Here is a 15,505-nt window from a genome sequence, read left to right on the forward strand (position 1 = left end):
GTGTAAATCCTTTATTTTTTTACTCTCGTTTTCACTACTCAGCTAATGTCACAAAATAATAGAGAAGTGGAAGAATCAAGATGTAGAGCCCTGGATGTACCTCTTTGTGGCGACCAGAGAGGCTCTTGACTAGTACATACGTAATAATTCCCGCTGCGATTCCATTACCGAAGTTAAAGGTGAAAATGGTGAAAGCAATAGTGATGAACGCCGGTAGTGATTCAGTCGTATCGCTGAAGTTCACCTTCTGGATAGACGAAAGCATCGTAAGACCAACAAGAATGAGAGCCGGAGCTGTCGCTTCTGCTGGAATGATCATGATCACAGGTGTGACAAAAAGAGTTAGAAGGAACATCACCCCAGTCGTTACGGCGGTCAGTCCTGTGCGGCCACCTGCCTCCACACCGGCAGCCGACTCCACGTAAGTAGTCATAACCGGTACGGAAAACAAAGATCCCCACGTCGTGCCCCCAGCGTCAACTAGAAAAGGCTTATTGATTTGAGGCAAATTGCCATCTTTATCAAGCATGCCTCCCTTCCCCGCAACCCCAAGTATAGTCCCTAATGTCGAGAAAAAATCAGGTACAAAAAACGCCAGAATAAACGGGAAATAAGCAAATTGCAATGCACCCATAATATCTAACTCCATAAATACAGGGCCGATACTTTGTGGCAGAGAAAAAATCGAGTTTGGAATTTCCGTGATCCCCATTGGTATACCAATTAAAGTAGTGACGGCGATACCTATTAGAAGGTGGCCCTTAATATTTCTCGCCAGCAATACGCTCATAATCAGGAAACCTATGAGTGCCAAGACTGCCCCCGATGATCCGATGTCTCCTAGGGTGAGAGAGTTAGCCTCTTCGCTTGCAACTACCAACCCTGCATTTCTGAATCCGATCAGTGCAATAAAAAGTCCAACCCCAGCTCCGATCGACAACTTTATCGCAGACGGGACAAGTCGTACTATAAGCTCCCTCAAACCAAAAATCGTGAACAAAAGAAAGAGGATTCCAGAGATGAATACCATCCCCATTGCCGTTTGCCAGGCAATACCTTCTGTTGCAACTAGTGTCACGGCAAGAAAGGCCACAGATCCGAGCCCCGGTGCCAACGCGAACGGCCGATTACTGTAAAGGCCCATGATGATAGTCGTTAAACCTGTCAAAAGGATAACGCTAACGGTCACCGGACCTACTGGGATTCCCGCTTCTTCAAGTATCCCGGGCACTACTACCAACAGATAGACCATGGTCACAAACGTGGTCATCCCGGCCACTATTTCTGTGCGTACGTTTGTGTTATTAGAGGAAAGTCCGAATAAACGTTCAAAGAAATTTGTTTTCAAAAAGTGCACCTCCTTATCGTTTTATTTTCTAATAATAATGAAAAAAAGCAGTAAGATCATGTTTCTCTTCAACCTGGATAAAAATCGACACCTTACGTCCTACAAGTAAGTTTTTCACATAACATCCTCCTTATGTAAGTTAAATTATATAAAAAAGAAAAGCGCTCTTGGTAGACGATAATCGCCTAACAAGAGCACTTTTCTTTGTAAACAAAAAGCCGTGTCACCTGCTTATATATGTATATCACCTCTTAAGATGGATCAAAAGAAGAGATCATTTATTTTTTATTAGCTAAAACTACATTGGTGAAGGCCAATTGAGTTCGTGAATCATAATCTCTTAATATCGCTTCAACTTCTAAATCCAAATCTTTTTCTAACTTTTTCTTTATCATGACCTTAAACATGTTTGACAACTGAATGTCTACCTCCTGCTTAAGATTAGGAACCTCTTTTTCCAATAATGTTGAGCGATGTGCAGACCTATGTTTGGATCGAAAGGTAATTAGATCGTTTGCAATATCAACGTTTAGCGAAATAGTACCCACACCTACTAATTCCTTCGAGACCTCATTATAAATACGGTACAGCTGCTTCTTATTGTCACTAGAATCTGCCAAGTACACAATATCACTCTTCACTTCAATCAAATTTTTAAAAAACTATAATAGCTTTACATCTATATTATATCGGGAAAAATTGAATTTTACAACAAGAAATTCTAGTTAGTTGTTTGAAAAAGACCATACATACTGAGTTCTATTATTTAACCTTTTCACTATCTTTGCTCTCTCTTTTATTTTTATCCTATTGTGACCAATCCCATGCCCATGTGTGAAAACCTTATAAAAGAAAACAAAGATTGTAGTATGTTTTCTATCCAAACGAGGGCTCACGTATCTGATATAATTCAAGATAACAAAATTAAATATTATGTAAATATATTCTACCCTTTATTACAGACTTCAGTAACAACCTTATGATGCATGTAAATATGTATGAAACAGACCAAGAAAAAGTAATTCATCTTCTTTAAAGGTCTTATCTATTAATCTAAAATATGCTTTAAATGGTACCTTTAACGAACTCTTCCATTCGGCAATCAAGTAATCATCTTTTTTTAATTGTGCCCAGCCCCCTACCGATTTTTTCAATTCATATGTTCCCCCTTTATACTCAAATGAGGTTTGTTCACCTATATCGAATGATTTCTTATCGATCAAATGAATGTAAGACTCGTTTTTTCCTCCATAATAATTTAGGTGATACTGCTTTCTTTTGAATAGATTAGGGTCCTTTTTGGATTTAAAAATTATTTGTGCCTTACTATCTTTCACCTCGTAATTGACAAAGACACGACCTTTTAACAACAAATCGAATAGTTTATGTACCGGTTTGATATATGTTTTGGTAACCGTTCCTATAACAGTTTCATTTTCATCATAAATCGTTGCAGGCTTTGTAGACAATGTGTTAAAAAATCGATATTCATACATACTTAACATCCTTTCAAAATTATAATCAACAAGTTTACATACGATATGGCTAGTAAATAGTTCCAAAATCAAGGATGAAATAGTGCATTTTATCGAAAGTACAGTATTAAAAAAGAAGGCCCTTGTAACTAAGAGCCTTCATCTAAAATATGCTTTTTTTGCGATATTAGTTTCTATCATACTCGTAATTGATTATTTCGAACCAACATTTGCCCATTTATATTCATACGTTGCTCCAAATGGGTTCACATGGACACCTTCTATTTTTGGAGAAACCAGTTGCGCTCTGGAACTTTGATAAATAGGTGCTATAGCCTCTTCAAATAGAATTTTCTCAGCTTCTAAGAAATTTTGATAGCGTGCTATATTTTCTTGAGCTAATGTTGATCAGTTTCATTAACTAATTTATCATATTTAGGATTTGAATAGCCCATCAAATTATTTCTCGACAGCCTGTAGCCGGGTTACTGGCTCCTTTTTTTAATCGTTATTGAATAGTGATTGTCTGGTCTGCCTCCACATTATTGGCTGAAACGATTAGCTTGATATCATCAGCAATAAGAGCTGTCATTTCTTTGGTTGATGTATTGAAAATTGCTGCATACTGCCCTGACTTTTTAGCGCGTTCGAGTTCAGTTCCCGTACCGATAAAGACATTATCGCTTCCTTCCCATGTGACAGATGCCGGATAGCGAAGCGGGAAGTCTAAATTGCCGGCCTGATGACCTGTTGCGTTAATCTTTATCGTTTCACCGGCATTGATTGTTTCTGGTGCGTTAAGTGTAATCGACTCTAATATCGGTCGGACCTCTGCTTCGATCCATTCCCGACCGTAGACACCGCTGTTCTTTGAAGCACGCTCCGGACCATGTGCTTTGTCAGGTACTGGTGTCGGATCTACTCCGAAAAGCGTCCAGGCATAGAATCCACCTTCATCAGGTGATCCATATGGAGCTTTTCCGGAAGAACCGACAACCATATATGGCACTCCCTCCACGCGATCTATATTCACTGTATGAGCATGACCACTGACATAGATGGCTCCTTTTCCTTTCGAATCTTCGCGGAATTCGGTGAGCCAGTTCTCGATCAAGTCAGCTTCTTTACGATCCTGGAGCTGACTATTGTCAGTTGGCAGCGGATCCCTCGTCGGATGATGGCCGAAAACAACAACATTATTGATGCCGGGATCTGACTTCGCTTCATGCAGCGCTTCTTTCAGTTCAATCAATTGATCAAAATCACTTGTCCTGAAACTGCCTGTTGACGAATCTAGCAAAATAAACCGTGTTCCTTCATGATCAAAGCTATAACGGTTTTCCCCAAACGCTTCCATGAAATTATCCAGTGTTCCTGGCCCAGCAATTTCATGATTCCCCGGAATGTAATAGATAGGTATTTCATCTCCAACTTCTTCTTCCAAGACTTGTTTGGCATACTCAAAATCCTCTTCCCATCCTGAATCAACAAGATCACCATTTATGACTAGAAAATCAGGATTCTCCTGGACAATTTGACGTAGTGATTCACGAGCCATTTCCGCCGCACGGCTGTTAGGTGAGTCTGCTGTAAACTGACTGTCTGCTAGAACAGCAAATTTCCAGCGGTCCTCGCTGATTGTATCATTTTGGATCACTAATGAATCCGGCTTAGCCGCTTCCTGTTCAGGTATCTCGACAGATGGTGGAACCTCTACTGTCAGATCATCAACTATCAGCTGTCCGGTATATTGTTCATCGCCATTCGTTTCTACCGGATAGATACGCCATAATTTGACCGGATATTGAATCCCCTCCGGCAACGTTGTTTCGATGTGTTTCCAACCTGTCCAGTCCACTTCATCCGCTAAACTCAGTGTATATCTGGTACCGGAATCATCTTCAATAACAGCGCGCAGCCAGGCACCATTACCATCACCCTTGACCCATAAACCAATTTTTTGGACCTCACCAGGAAGCTCGAGCAGCGGTGAGGCCTGCAGGTAAGCGGCACGCGTTGCCGTCGTTGTCGTAAAGTCATAGTTCAGTTGAAGACCGTTTCCATTTTTTCCTTCAACAAGTTCTAGTGATGCTCCGACACTGGATGGATAGCTGGTAGAATTCCATCCAGATATGTCCTCAAAATTGGACACTTCTTCAGTTGACAGGCCGACTGTCGCAGGAACCTGTATGTCATGATCCAGCACCTGGATGGTAATAACCGTTGCCGACCCGTCCCGTTTTGGCTGTACGGTAAAACTTCCATCCTGGTTTTTTTCAATTGAAATAACCGATTCATCATAGCCTAATTCGATATCCCGTGGCTCAATTGGAGCAGAATACCCGTATTTATCGTAACCGGTCACGGAAAAAGTGCTTTTCCTGCCCATTTCAAGCACGAGATGTGATGTTGTCGCCTCAATCTGGTTCAACTCGCCAAGGACGGTCAGTGGCATTGTTCCTTTTTTAGACTTAATTTTTGCCTGTGCTACAGCGGATCCGGATTTTTCCGCGTGAAAAATACCATCCTTATCAAAAGACCCGACCTTAGATGGTATGGCCTGCCAGGAAATGCCGTCAACGTCCACCGGTGAATAGTTTTCGTCATGCCCTAGCCCGACAAACGTTCTGCTTAATCCGGGAAAAACATGGTCACTGTTTTCAGCGTCAATTGGCGTTTCAACTGAAAACCCTGTCAAATCACCACTCCCGGCCTCTGCAAAAATACCGATCCCATTTGGTACTTTCCGCTCTTCTCCGTCAGAGGGGGCATTGACCACTTCGGCATCTTCCTTGCCTGCTTTACGAGCCACCATTGTGGTAGAACCTCCGCCATCAATATTCAAAGCTGAATAGGCGCCGTGTTCCTTCATAAATTCTGCCAGTTCTTTATAGGTCATTCCCCGGCTGTCCAATTGACGGCCATCAATTGCAACGAGGATCATCGTTTTTCCATCCTCAGAAAATCCGACAGACGTCCGCGGTGCAGTCGTACTGTCATCCAACCCACCAGGAACTTGTCCATCTTTAGCCAAAATGACATTCCCGCCGACCGCAAAATCCATCAACGAATCCCCATCGACTGCCGGTGCGTAATCAACCGTGACATCATCGCCAACTGAAAGATCTCTTAATCTATCAGCCCCCTGTTCACGGCCTACAAGCACCATTGTATTTTTCTCAATTTCACCTTTCCCAGCACCATCAGCGACAGACGACACCTTGCCATTATGGACAGTCACTTCATACACATCATTCCCGCTTGTTGAACGCTGTGCTTCTCCCCATACAGAGGTGTATAGACCAATTCCGTTTACTGGAATGGCATATTGGTTAAGGGCTGCTAGCGGATATTTACCGGTTGGTAGTGTTACGTTTCCTTCCAAGAAAATATTCGTAATTTTTCCGACACCCTGCTCATCCACTCCAGCTGTCAACGTGTGCGAACCTTGTGGGCCTTTTAATAGCGTACCGCCTTTAATGGCTGTTCCGAGCGGTGCATCTGTACGATTAATATCAAAAAAGTCTCCGTTAACACCGCCGATAGCACCAGCTGACTCGACCATTTCAGACACTGGCATCGCATCAGAGATTTTACCTGGAAAAAGCAGATCCGTTGAACTTTGATCATTTGCTAGATCCACTGTTAAGATTTCTCCGTTTATCCAGCCGCGGGCATCAAAACGTTCGAACGTTGTCAGTTCGATCCCCGGACCTATCGTTGTGGTCTCTTCCTTAGAAACAATTGTTTTCCCATCCGAACCGACAGTTATCTCAGGCTCTGTATGATCAGATGATGATCGGACATCAGATACAGGATTGGACACCGTATCTGCATGTACAGCAGGAACGATTGATGCCAAAGTTATGATAAAAACCAGTAAACTTCGTATCCACCATTTTTGATTCATTACAATTCCCCTTCCGTTTAGATAGTTTGATTAAAATTCTCCCCATAATCACCTGTAGAAACGCAAATCCTCCCTCCTATTTGTTCACTAAACACTCTACCATAGGAATATGAAGTGAATATAAATGTTTTGTAATATTTTGTATAATTCTGTTGAAATCGGTTTTAATCAAGGTATTATCTGGTAAAGATGAATTAAAAAAGAATTCTATTTAATGATATATTTAGTAATAGATTTAATTATTATAATTATACTTAAATATTCCAAAAACTGAAATAGTTATTAATACTCAAAAAATAGCTAGTGCAATGTTACTGTTATATTTCCAATAAATAATTGTAGCTTATTAGAATGTAATTGACTTATTTTCCATATCAGGAAACATACTTATATTAAAAAGATTTATGCGAGATTTTGCTTCTTCAACATTTGTTTATAATCAGATAATAGACAAGGAGCTTTTGACTCCTTGTCTAAACAGAAGTCGGTGTCCCCCGCACTAATTTACGGAGAATCCTCCAAAGAAGCTTTGGCCCCCATATTCTTTTTCTTTTTATCAAATCCTTTGTCAAGCTGCCCAGCATTTTCAATATCACCCGACATGGTATAACCTTCAACTTCTACATTTCCTGTTGTTCCATACAAACCCATACCACCAAGTTCAACAGTTACATTTTTCTTAGTTTTCTTCTTTTCATCTGCCATATATGTCACCTCCATCACACGTAATATTCTCAGTGAAAAAGATGTTATCCTGATTGCCTTACCCACCCGAATTCATTCCCAACAAAAAAAAACTCTGGAAGGATACATCTCCTCCAGAGTTTCCACAATAATTCTATTTCGTCTTATTTACATATTGACGCTTATTATCAGCCATACCTGCTAAACAAATGGTTGCCGGGTCGTTATCGATATCCAGTTCGATGGTTGAGCCATCAGTTGGAAGTGTTTCCTGGAAAATCTCCTCATATTCAGCAACAGTAATTTCCTTTCTTGCGGAGAATAATTTGATATGATTTTCAACGTGTAAATGTTCCCGGTAATCGGCTTGTAGTAAGCCAGTAAAGAACTCCCCTACTGCTCCAGAACCATAGCTGAATAGTCCAATTCGTGAATCGGCATCCAAATCCTCTTTTCGCGCAAGTAGAGAAAGGAAACTTAAATACAGTGACCCCGTATATATATTTCCAACATTTCTGTTATACCTTGCACTTATTTTGTAGTTTTCCATTAACCGGTCTTTCACATCTTCGGTACCTTCATCCAAAACAGTTCGTAACGCTTTAAGCCCCATCTTTGTATATGGTAGGTGATAACAAATTGCTTCAAAATCTTTTAACTCTAAACCTGTTTTCGTTTTGTATTGCTCCCATACCTTGGAAAAGAACGCAATGTATTGTTCATTCGACAATTTCCCGTCCACAAACGCTTTGTCAGAATAGATTGGACGCCAAAAATCCATAATATCCGTGGTGAAATATACGCTTTGGTCTTCTAACTCCAAAATGCTAGGATTGGCACTAATCACTAATGCAACTGCCCCTGCTCCCTGTGTTGCTTCTCCTGATGTATTCAAACCATATCTCGCAATGTCGGAACCGAGCACCAATACTTTGCTTTCAGGGTTTAATGCAATATGACCCTTTGCCATTTGAATACCAGCAGTCGTTCCATAACAGGCTTGTTTCACTTCAATGGCCCGGGCATATGGGTTTATATCCAATAAATCATGAACGTAAACCGCCGCCGATTTGGAGCTGTCAATGCCAGACTCTGTTCCAAATATAACAAAATCAATTTCTTTTTTATCTTTTTCATCTAAAATTTCAAGTGCCGCATTTGCTGCTAACGTAACCGGATCCTGCGTGATCGGTGGTACTGCCATCTTCTCTTGTCCAATACCGATCGTAAACTTTTCAGGTTCCACATTTCTGCTGACCGCTAATTTGTTCATATCCACATATAAATGAGGTATGTAAAAACCTATTTTATCAATTCCTATTTTCACGATTTGTTCTCCTTTGCTTCTAACAATCTAAAAGCGACTGTAAATTGAGTAATCTTAAGTGTACTATAAATGAAAGGAGAAATAAATTCTTATGAATTCTCTATAGTATTATAAACGCACTTGTTAGGAAGTGGAGCGTTAGATAATTGATTAGTTTCAACTTAATCGGAAAACAAAAAATGCAGAGAAGCCAACAATAGATTCTCCGCATACATATGAAATTACATTAATGTAACTTTTATCGACAATCTGTCTTACACTTCCAATTAGCTACCCATTTTACGACGCGTATTACTAGGCTTCTTTGTTTGTTGACTATTCATGCGCTGTATAGGGCTGTTCATGTTGGTTTTATTTTTGTTTGTAGCCTGAGCTTGTTTTTTCTTTTCTAAATGTTGCTGAACCTTTTCCTGCATACTTAGTTTCTTTTCGTTAGACATTTTCAGTTGTCTCCTCTACTATTTCATTCATTCCTATTATAATACAAGGACCACATTTAAACTATTTTTTTGCAATAAAGCGAAATCCTATTGGAGAGAAAATCAATCTTGTCTCAGACATTGCTATTATTTGATCAAGTTTGATTAATAATACCTATTCCAATAGTTCCTAGATACATGAGATGCTATATACATCGAATTTATAAAATTCAGGGAGGTTTAGGATGAAGATGTTAGCAAAATATAAAGTAGTTTTGTTACTAGTTAGTAGCCTGTTATTTGTTATTATTTTTGCAGGGTGCGGGGCGCAATCAGATAATGAGACAGAGAAGAAGAAACCTGAGGGCCAAACGAAAGAAACTAGTGATCAGGATAAGCCTGCGCAAGAAAATCCAATAGTTACAATTACAATGGAAAACAATGATGAGATTATAATTGAATTGTATCCTGATATTGCTCCAAACACCGTCAATAACTTTATTTCGTTAGTTGAAAAGGGATTTTATGACGGATTAACTTTTCATCGTGTTATTCCTGAATTTATGATTCAAGGCGGCGATCCTGAAGGTAGTGGTACTGGTGGACCTGGGTATTCGATTAAAGGTGAGTTTAGTTCAAATGGTTTTGAAAATGACTTAAAACATGAGCGCGGCGTTATTTCGATGGCTCGCTCTTCAGATCCCGATTCAGCTGGATCACAGTTTTTTATCATGGTAAACGAGTCCCCTAATCTTAACGGTGACTACGCCGCATTTGGTAAAGTAGTAGAAGGAATGGACGTTGTTGATGCAATCGTTTCTGTAGAACGAGATGCTGCTGATAAACCATTAGAAGAACAACGTATGAAGACTGTAAAAGTAGACACCAAAGGACATGACTATCCTGAGCCAGATGTAATAAAATAATAGTTAGCGTTATGATCATCTGTATCAGGGACTATGTACATGTGATTTTTTCAAAATGTGAATGAACCAACTTAGGACAACTACTTGGAATGTAATATAACATTTCTAGGTAGTTGTTCTTTTTCTACAATCCCCCCCTCCTCCAGTAAAAATCTAAATCTGTACCTAGTCAACTATCACCAGATTCATTCTAATTGTATACACTGTTGTAAGGGCTTTTAAGGAGGGATGAACAGAATGATAAACGTTTCAGGCAGGACTTTACAATGGGATGAGTTGATTGATGAAGTCTCGGTTTCTAGTAAAGGAATAAAAATCTTAGAGGAGCTAAACAAAAGTTCAAAAGTTTACCGTTTTCTATCGTTTAAAGAATTAGAGAACACGATCCTTATAAGAGAGCATATTATGGAAGCCGCAAAAAAGCTTAACAAAAGCAACGTAACCTTTGCTGTTTTTGAGGAAACAAGGGCTGATGATAGGTACTGGGCAGTTACGGAACAAGGTGGTATTCGTCTAAAGGAAGGGGTAAAACCTTCTGTTGCAATCAGTGATATTTATAAGAATGGGTCCGAATACGCGTTTGAATGCGCGACAGCTATGATCATTGTATACTACTATGCAGCGCTTCAATACCTTGGAGCTGAATCATTCAATAATTATTTTACAAGATTATATTTGTATAGCTGGGAGGCAGACTCCGATCTAGGCTTGAAAATCGTTACAACAACGGATCCTATTCCAGGGGATGTCGTTTATTTTGATAACCCTGACAATCTTGAACCTCAATGGCAGGGGGAAAATGCCGTTTACCTAGGTGATAACCTTTATTATGGTCACGGAATAGGTATTCTTAATGAGAAGGAAATGATCGAACAGCTTAACACCTTGGGTAGATCAAATGAAGTAGATGCTTATATGCTCGATAAAATTGTAAGACCTTCTTTCGACCATTGGATTGGGCTTAAACAAGGGTACACTAGATCTGATAGGACGACTTCAAATCGGATAATCGTATATGAAAATATAAACCACCATAACCAGGTATCTATTTCTTACTATTATCATTGCTCCTTAGTTAATATGTTGAATACGGGTACTATTACGATAACAATTAATGGTACATTGGATTAAGAGAGGGACAAGAAACCTGTCCCTTTGTCCCATTAAGACTCAGCATCAACTAAATTATTTTTCTTATTTTTTAATCCAGCGAATATACTAAGTGTGATAACTAAAATGGATAGTACTAAGAAGGTTCCTGCAATTGGACGTGTAAAGATTCCGAAAAAGTTTCCATTAAATAAGGTTAACGATTGTAATAGTGATTGTTCCATAAGATTACCCAAAATAAACATCAATGCAATGGGAGCAATCGGAATATCTGCTTTCTTAAAGAAGTAACCTAGCAAACCAAATACAACTAACCAACCTACATTCCAGAGACTGTTGCTGATTGAATAGGTTCCTACTAATGAGATAGCAATGATAATTGGGAATAATAACTTGAATGGAACTTGTGCTACTTTAGCCCACGTTTTTGCCATTGGTAGGTTCATAAATATCAACAATAGATTTCCTATAAACATGCTCGCAATTACTGCCCATACAAAGTCAGGATGACGGACAAATAAAGTTGGCCCTGGTTGGAAACCGTGAAGTATAAAAGCGCCCAACAATACTGCCATTGTCGCAGAACTTGGAATTCCTAATAAAAATAACGGAATAAGGGCTCCACCAGTGAAGGAATTGTTTGCCGTTTCAGGGCCAGCAACACCTTCGACTGCTCCTTTACCAAAGCGGGATGGATCTTTTGCAATCTTCTTTTCCATAGAATACGATAAAAGTGCAGGCACGACTGAACTAGTTCCTGGAATCAGTCCCATGAAAAAGCCTAAACCAGTTCCTCTTCCCATAGACATAAGTGAAGGTTTCCATTCCTCTTTTGTAGGAAATAATCCTTTTACAACCGGAGGCTTTACCGGTTTTTTCATCTGTTGTTCCATACCTATAAGTATTTCTGATAGTCCGAATAGGCCCATGGCAATGGTTACAAAATTAAATCCGTCAATCAGTTCCGGAAACTCAAAGGAAAACCTAACGACCCCCGAACTTGGGGCTACTCCTACCATCGCTAAAATCAAGCCTATAACAACGGCAATTGCTCCACGAATAATCGACTTACCCGCTAGCCCCATGACCATCGTCATACCAAAGACAATAAGCGCAAAAAATTCCGGTGGCCCAAAAGCTAGCGCAAATTTGACCAATTGAGGAGCCACAATCGTTACACCAACGATAGAGATAACGCCACCTATAAATGATCCTATAGCTGATAATCCAAGTGCCACACCTGCTCGTCCTTGTTTTGCCATTGGATATCCATCAAGGCTGGTAATTACAGAAGCTGCTTCACCAGGCACGTTTACCAACACGGTTGTGATAGTCCCACCGTACATGGAACCATAATAAATACCGGCCAACATAACAATCGCTGTTATTGGGTCCATTCCAAACGTTAAAGGAATTAAAAGTGCAGTTCCCGCACTTGGGCCGAGGCCAGGAAGGATTCCAACTAACATCCCAATCGAAACTCCAACTAAGCAAAATAAAAGATTTTCCCAAGTAAGGGCTGTTTCAAATCCCGACATTAACAAACCAAAAGAATCCATTACACCCCTCCTCTACCATCCCCATGTTGGCAATGGTATATTTAACATATTATTAAAAGTAAAAAATAAAACTGAAGTAACTAAGATTGACATCCATAATGACCTAAACCATTTGACATCAGGTATGAGTAACATAAGCATGACAACCATATTCGCTATAAAAAAACCGGTATATGGTGATAGAAGAATGAATATCACGATTGACGCGATAATCTTTACAAGTCCTACCAAAACCTTCCCTCTAGGAATGGCATCTTTAATTAAAATTATATTTTCTTTCTTAAAGCATGAAATAATATATAAAATGGAAAGGACAATAAGAGCACCACTCAACCAAGTCGGAAGTAACCCTGGCCCTGGTCCATACTGGCCATAGTAGCTTAATGGTAAGGAGATCCATAATGTAAAACAAGCAAATAAAAGAATAAATACCCCTGTCCAAACCCCATAATTTTTTAACAATTCTACCCCTCCCTAGTCTTACTGATTATTCACTTTTTGACATACCTATCAGGAGAAAAAATGAAATAATGACTAATTACTTCAATAATAATTTAACTGGTTCCCAGGTCACATTTTCTAGTGACCTGGGAATCACTTAACCTACCATCCAAGCAAGTCTTTTAATCCCTTGATTGACTCTAAATCCTTTTGTAACAATTCCATATATTCTTCTCCCGACTTATATAAAACTGCCGTTCCCAACTCCTTCATTTTCTTTACATGCTTTTCATTCTTAATTGCTTTTTCTAAAGCATCACGAAGAATTTCTACCTTTTCAGGGTCAAGGCCTTTAGGTGCTGCTAACCCTCTAGTTGACATAGAAATGACGGGTTCAAATCCTGCCTCTTCTGTAGTGGGAACATCTGGTACAAATGGTGATCTTTCTTCAGCTGTTACGGCAACCATTTTTAGTTGTTTGTTCTCATGTAATGTATAGGCCTCACCAACACTCGTTACAAGAACATCCACATGCCCACCCAAAAATGCTGATCTTGAATTAGCTGTACTATCAAATTGAACTGGTCTAAATTTTGTACCAAGCATTTTGTTTAACTTTAGGGTAATCAAATGACTATCACCCGCAACACCAGTAGCCGTAGTCGTTACTTCATGCTTTTTTGCATACGCTATCAATTCTTTGAAATTTTTAAAACGGTCTTCATCCTTCCGAATTGCAATTGCTCCCGGATCAGCAACCTGATTTCCTAATGTTACAAAGTCACCCAATCCTATACTACGCTCCATAGTCGGATTAACTAACCCACTTGCAATATTTGGTGAGTTTAGATAACCAATGGTGTATCCATCCGGCTTAGCATTGGCTAATTCCATCCATCCAACCCAGCCAGCGCCACCCGGTTTATTGATGACATTTACTGTGACACCCAGTTCATCTTCAAGAAAAGGCTGCAATGTACGTGCTGACGTATCTGTTCCTCCGCCAGCTGAATAGGCTACAATCATATTAATAGGCTTATTTGGGAAGTCAGACGACGAATTTTGCTCATCCGCAGCCTCACCAGATGTACTCTGACTGTTACTTGAACATCCCGCAAGCACCAACGTTGCCATTACAACAATAAAAATAAAGGAAAAAATTTTTCTCATTTAAACCATCCTCTCATTAAAAACAATTTGTGCATTATGTGGAGATATAGATGAAACGAATCATTAAACTTTAGCCCTCAAATTCAGTTAGTGCAGCAAGGAGTGCTTTTATATAACCAATAGAATAGGAATATCCGATGCTGGAAGGTTTCCAGCCAATATTGGAATTGGCCCAGTTTTTATTCATATCTGGTGCATCCCCTTCCATAAGAGGTACATGATCAGGATTTAAGCATCCGTCATACCCCACTTTTCGAAGTTCAAGTAATATTTTGAACATATTCATGTCACCATCATCGAGCAATGCTTCCTCAAATGCCCCAGCTGTTGGCAAACTGCCACGAACATTTCGGAAATGAACAAGAAATAGTTTATCTTTTCTTCCATAATGATTGATTTCATCTAGTACGAGTGAACTCCCACCCTCTTCAGCTCTTGTACCAACACAATAAATAAAGCCGACATTTCGATTTGGGAATTCATCTATTATACGGTGAAAGCCAAGACCGCCAAGTGGGGTGCCATGATTAGGTGTATCAGAAGGGTGCATTGCGATTTTTACATGATAATCTTCAGCTACAGGTACAATTTCTGCGTATACTTTGCGAAATTTCTCTCTCCAGTTTTCCGACTCTTCAAGTGTAGGTGACTGGTTTTTGGCTTTATTGAACACAAGGCTTTCGCCACGTGATATTGCTCCTCCCCTTTGAATAGCCTGATAATCTGTTGTTAAATGTGAAAAAGTATCATAAGCAAAACGTTGTCTAACAATTGAGATCCCCGCTTCACCAAAAACTTTAACCGCATTTACGCTGTTTTTCACCTCCACCTCACTTCCTGGTAAACCATCCATAAATTGTTCCGTAATATCTGGTAGTGTCACACGGTTAATATCGAGCCCCCAGGAACGAATTCTACGTTTTTGCTTTAAAAATGCATCGAGATCGGGGTATCCCTGTTCTTTCACTCCAGGAAATGAAGCACCATTCCCAAAGTCAAGATAATCAACGCCAAGTTGGCTAAGCTGCTTTAAATCAATATCCGACAAATCGAAGTTGTTTACTGTTAACGAAACTTTCATCATCCCATTCTCCCCCGCCTATGATTCTAGTATTGCGCTTATATCTACTACACTT

13 protein-coding genes are annotated in these 15,505 nt (G+C 39.7%); 2 read left to right on the forward strand and 11 right to left on the reverse strand.

Annotated features, from left to right (window positions below; translation table 11 throughout):
* Window positions 1-34: 34 nt before the first annotated feature.
* The 7 genes from CFK40_RS15110 to CFK40_RS21135 all read right to left on the reverse strand — a co-directional run bounded on the left by CFK40_RS15110 (window position 35) and on the right by CFK40_RS21135 (window position 9,184).
* Window positions 35-1,348: an NCS2 family permease gene (locus CFK40_RS15110; protein ID WP_227001789.1), complete on the reverse strand. Its 1,314-nt coding sequence runs from the start codon at window positions 1,346-1,348 to the stop codon at window positions 35-37.
* Window positions 1,349-1,626: 278 nt separating this feature from the next.
* On the reverse strand, window positions 1,627-1,974 hold the full coding sequence (locus tag CFK40_RS15115; RefSeq protein WP_152640139.1) for a Na-translocating system protein MpsC family protein: 348 nt from the start codon (window positions 1,972-1,974) through the stop codon (window positions 1,627-1,629).
* A 351-nt stretch (window positions 1,975-2,325) separates the two neighbouring features.
* Complete coding sequence (locus CFK40_RS15120; RefSeq protein ID WP_089533243.1) at window positions 2,326-2,844, reverse strand: tubby C-terminal domain-like protein; 519 nt, start codon at window positions 2,842-2,844, stop codon at window positions 2,326-2,328.
* 487 nt (window positions 2,845-3,331) lie between these two features.
* On the reverse strand, window positions 3,332-6,733 hold the full coding sequence (locus tag CFK40_RS15130; RefSeq protein ID WP_089533246.1) for a phosphodiester glycosidase family protein: 3,402 nt from the start codon (window positions 6,731-6,733) through the stop codon (window positions 3,332-3,334).
* 504 nt (window positions 6,734-7,237) lie between these two features.
* Complete coding sequence (locus CFK40_RS15135) at window positions 7,238-7,438, reverse strand: hypothetical protein (protein ID WP_089533248.1); 201 nt, start codon at window positions 7,436-7,438, stop codon at window positions 7,238-7,240.
* A gap of 133 nt (window positions 7,439-7,571) precedes the next feature.
* A complete protein-coding gene (locus tag CFK40_RS15140; protein ID WP_089533249.1) occupies window positions 7,572-8,744 on the reverse strand; it encodes a hydroxymethylglutaryl-CoA synthase in 1,173 nt (390 codons plus the stop codon).
* A 266-nt stretch (window positions 8,745-9,010) separates the two neighbouring features.
* Window positions 9,011-9,184 (reverse strand): hypothetical protein, encoded by a 174-nt coding sequence (locus CFK40_RS21135; protein WP_168927236.1) that lies wholly within the window; start codon window positions 9,182-9,184, stop codon window positions 9,011-9,013.
* A gap of 230 nt (window positions 9,185-9,414) precedes the next feature.
* On the opposite strand from CFK40_RS21135, the gene CFK40_RS15145 reads away from it, so the two are divergent.
* Together CFK40_RS15145 and CFK40_RS15150 are read left to right on the forward strand one after the other, a co-directional pair.
* A complete protein-coding gene (locus CFK40_RS15145) occupies window positions 9,415-10,089 on the forward strand; it encodes a peptidylprolyl isomerase (protein ID WP_089534413.1) in 675 nt (224 codons plus the stop codon).
* A 237-nt stretch (window positions 10,090-10,326) separates the two neighbouring features.
* On the forward strand, window positions 10,327-11,220 hold the full coding sequence (locus tag CFK40_RS15150; protein WP_089533251.1) for a hypothetical protein: 894 nt from the start codon (window positions 10,327-10,329) through the stop codon (window positions 11,218-11,220).
* 32 nt (window positions 11,221-11,252) lie between these two features.
* Here the strand turns inward: CFK40_RS15150 and CFK40_RS15155 are convergent, their stop codons facing one another.
* The 4 genes from CFK40_RS15155 to CFK40_RS15170 all read right to left on the reverse strand — a co-directional run bounded on the left by CFK40_RS15155 (window position 11,253) and on the right by CFK40_RS15170 (window position 15,453).
* The gene (locus tag CFK40_RS15155) at window positions 11,253-12,758 is read right to left on the reverse strand and encodes a tripartite tricarboxylate transporter permease (protein WP_089533253.1); all 1,506 of its coding nucleotides are present in this window, start codon (window positions 12,756-12,758) and stop codon (window positions 11,253-11,255) included.
* Window positions 12,759-12,770: 12 nt separating this feature from the next.
* Entirely contained in the window at window positions 12,771-13,220 is a 450-nt protein-coding gene (locus CFK40_RS15160) for a tripartite tricarboxylate transporter TctB family protein (protein WP_089533254.1), read from the reverse strand.
* A 141-nt stretch (window positions 13,221-13,361) separates the two neighbouring features.
* Window positions 13,362-14,369: a tripartite tricarboxylate transporter substrate binding protein gene (locus CFK40_RS15165; protein WP_089533256.1), complete on the reverse strand. Its 1,008-nt coding sequence runs from the start codon at window positions 14,367-14,369 to the stop codon at window positions 13,362-13,364.
* 70 nt (window positions 14,370-14,439) lie between these two features.
* On the reverse strand, window positions 14,440-15,453 hold the full coding sequence (locus CFK40_RS15170) for a mannonate dehydratase (RefSeq protein ID WP_089533257.1): 1,014 nt from the start codon (window positions 15,451-15,453) through the stop codon (window positions 14,440-14,442).
* Window positions 15,454-15,505 lie beyond the last annotated feature (52 nt).

The organism is Virgibacillus necropolis, assembly GCF_002224365.1.
Lineage (GTDB): Bacteria > Bacillota > Bacilli > Bacillales > Amphibacillaceae > Virgibacillus_F > Virgibacillus_F necropolis.

Coding starts and splice junctions, on each gene's coding strand:
- CFK40_RS15120 (WP_089533243.1), bottom strand. CDS start 2,844: ATGTATGAATATCGATTTTTTAACACATTGTCTACAAAGCCTGCAACG.
- CFK40_RS15130 (WP_089533246.1), bottom strand. CDS start 6,733: ATGAATCAAAAATGGTGGATACGAAGTTTACTGGTTTTTATCATAACT.
- CFK40_RS15135 (WP_089533248.1), bottom strand. CDS start 7,438: ATGGCAGATGAAAAGAAGAAAACTAAGAAAAATGTAACTGTTGAACTT.
- CFK40_RS21135 (WP_168927236.1), bottom strand. CDS start 9,184: ATGTCTAACGAAAAGAAACTAAGTATGCAGGAAAAGGTTCAGCAACAT.
- CFK40_RS15145 (WP_089534413.1), top strand. CDS start 9,415: ATGTTAGCAAAATATAAAGTAGTTTTGTTACTAGTTAGTAGCCTGTTA.
- CFK40_RS15150 (WP_089533251.1), top strand. CDS start 10,327: ATGATAAACGTTTCAGGCAGGACTTTACAATGGGATGAGTTGATTGAT.
- CFK40_RS15155 (WP_089533253.1), bottom strand. CDS start 12,758: ATGGATTCTTTTGGTTTGTTAATGTCGGGATTTGAAACAGCCCTTACT.
- CFK40_RS15165 (WP_089533256.1), bottom strand. CDS start 14,369: ATGAGAAAAATTTTTTCCTTTATTTTTATTGTTGTAATGGCAACGTTG.
- CFK40_RS15170 (WP_089533257.1), bottom strand. CDS start 15,453: ATGATGAAAGTTTCGTTAACAGTAAACAACTTCGATTTGTCGGATATT.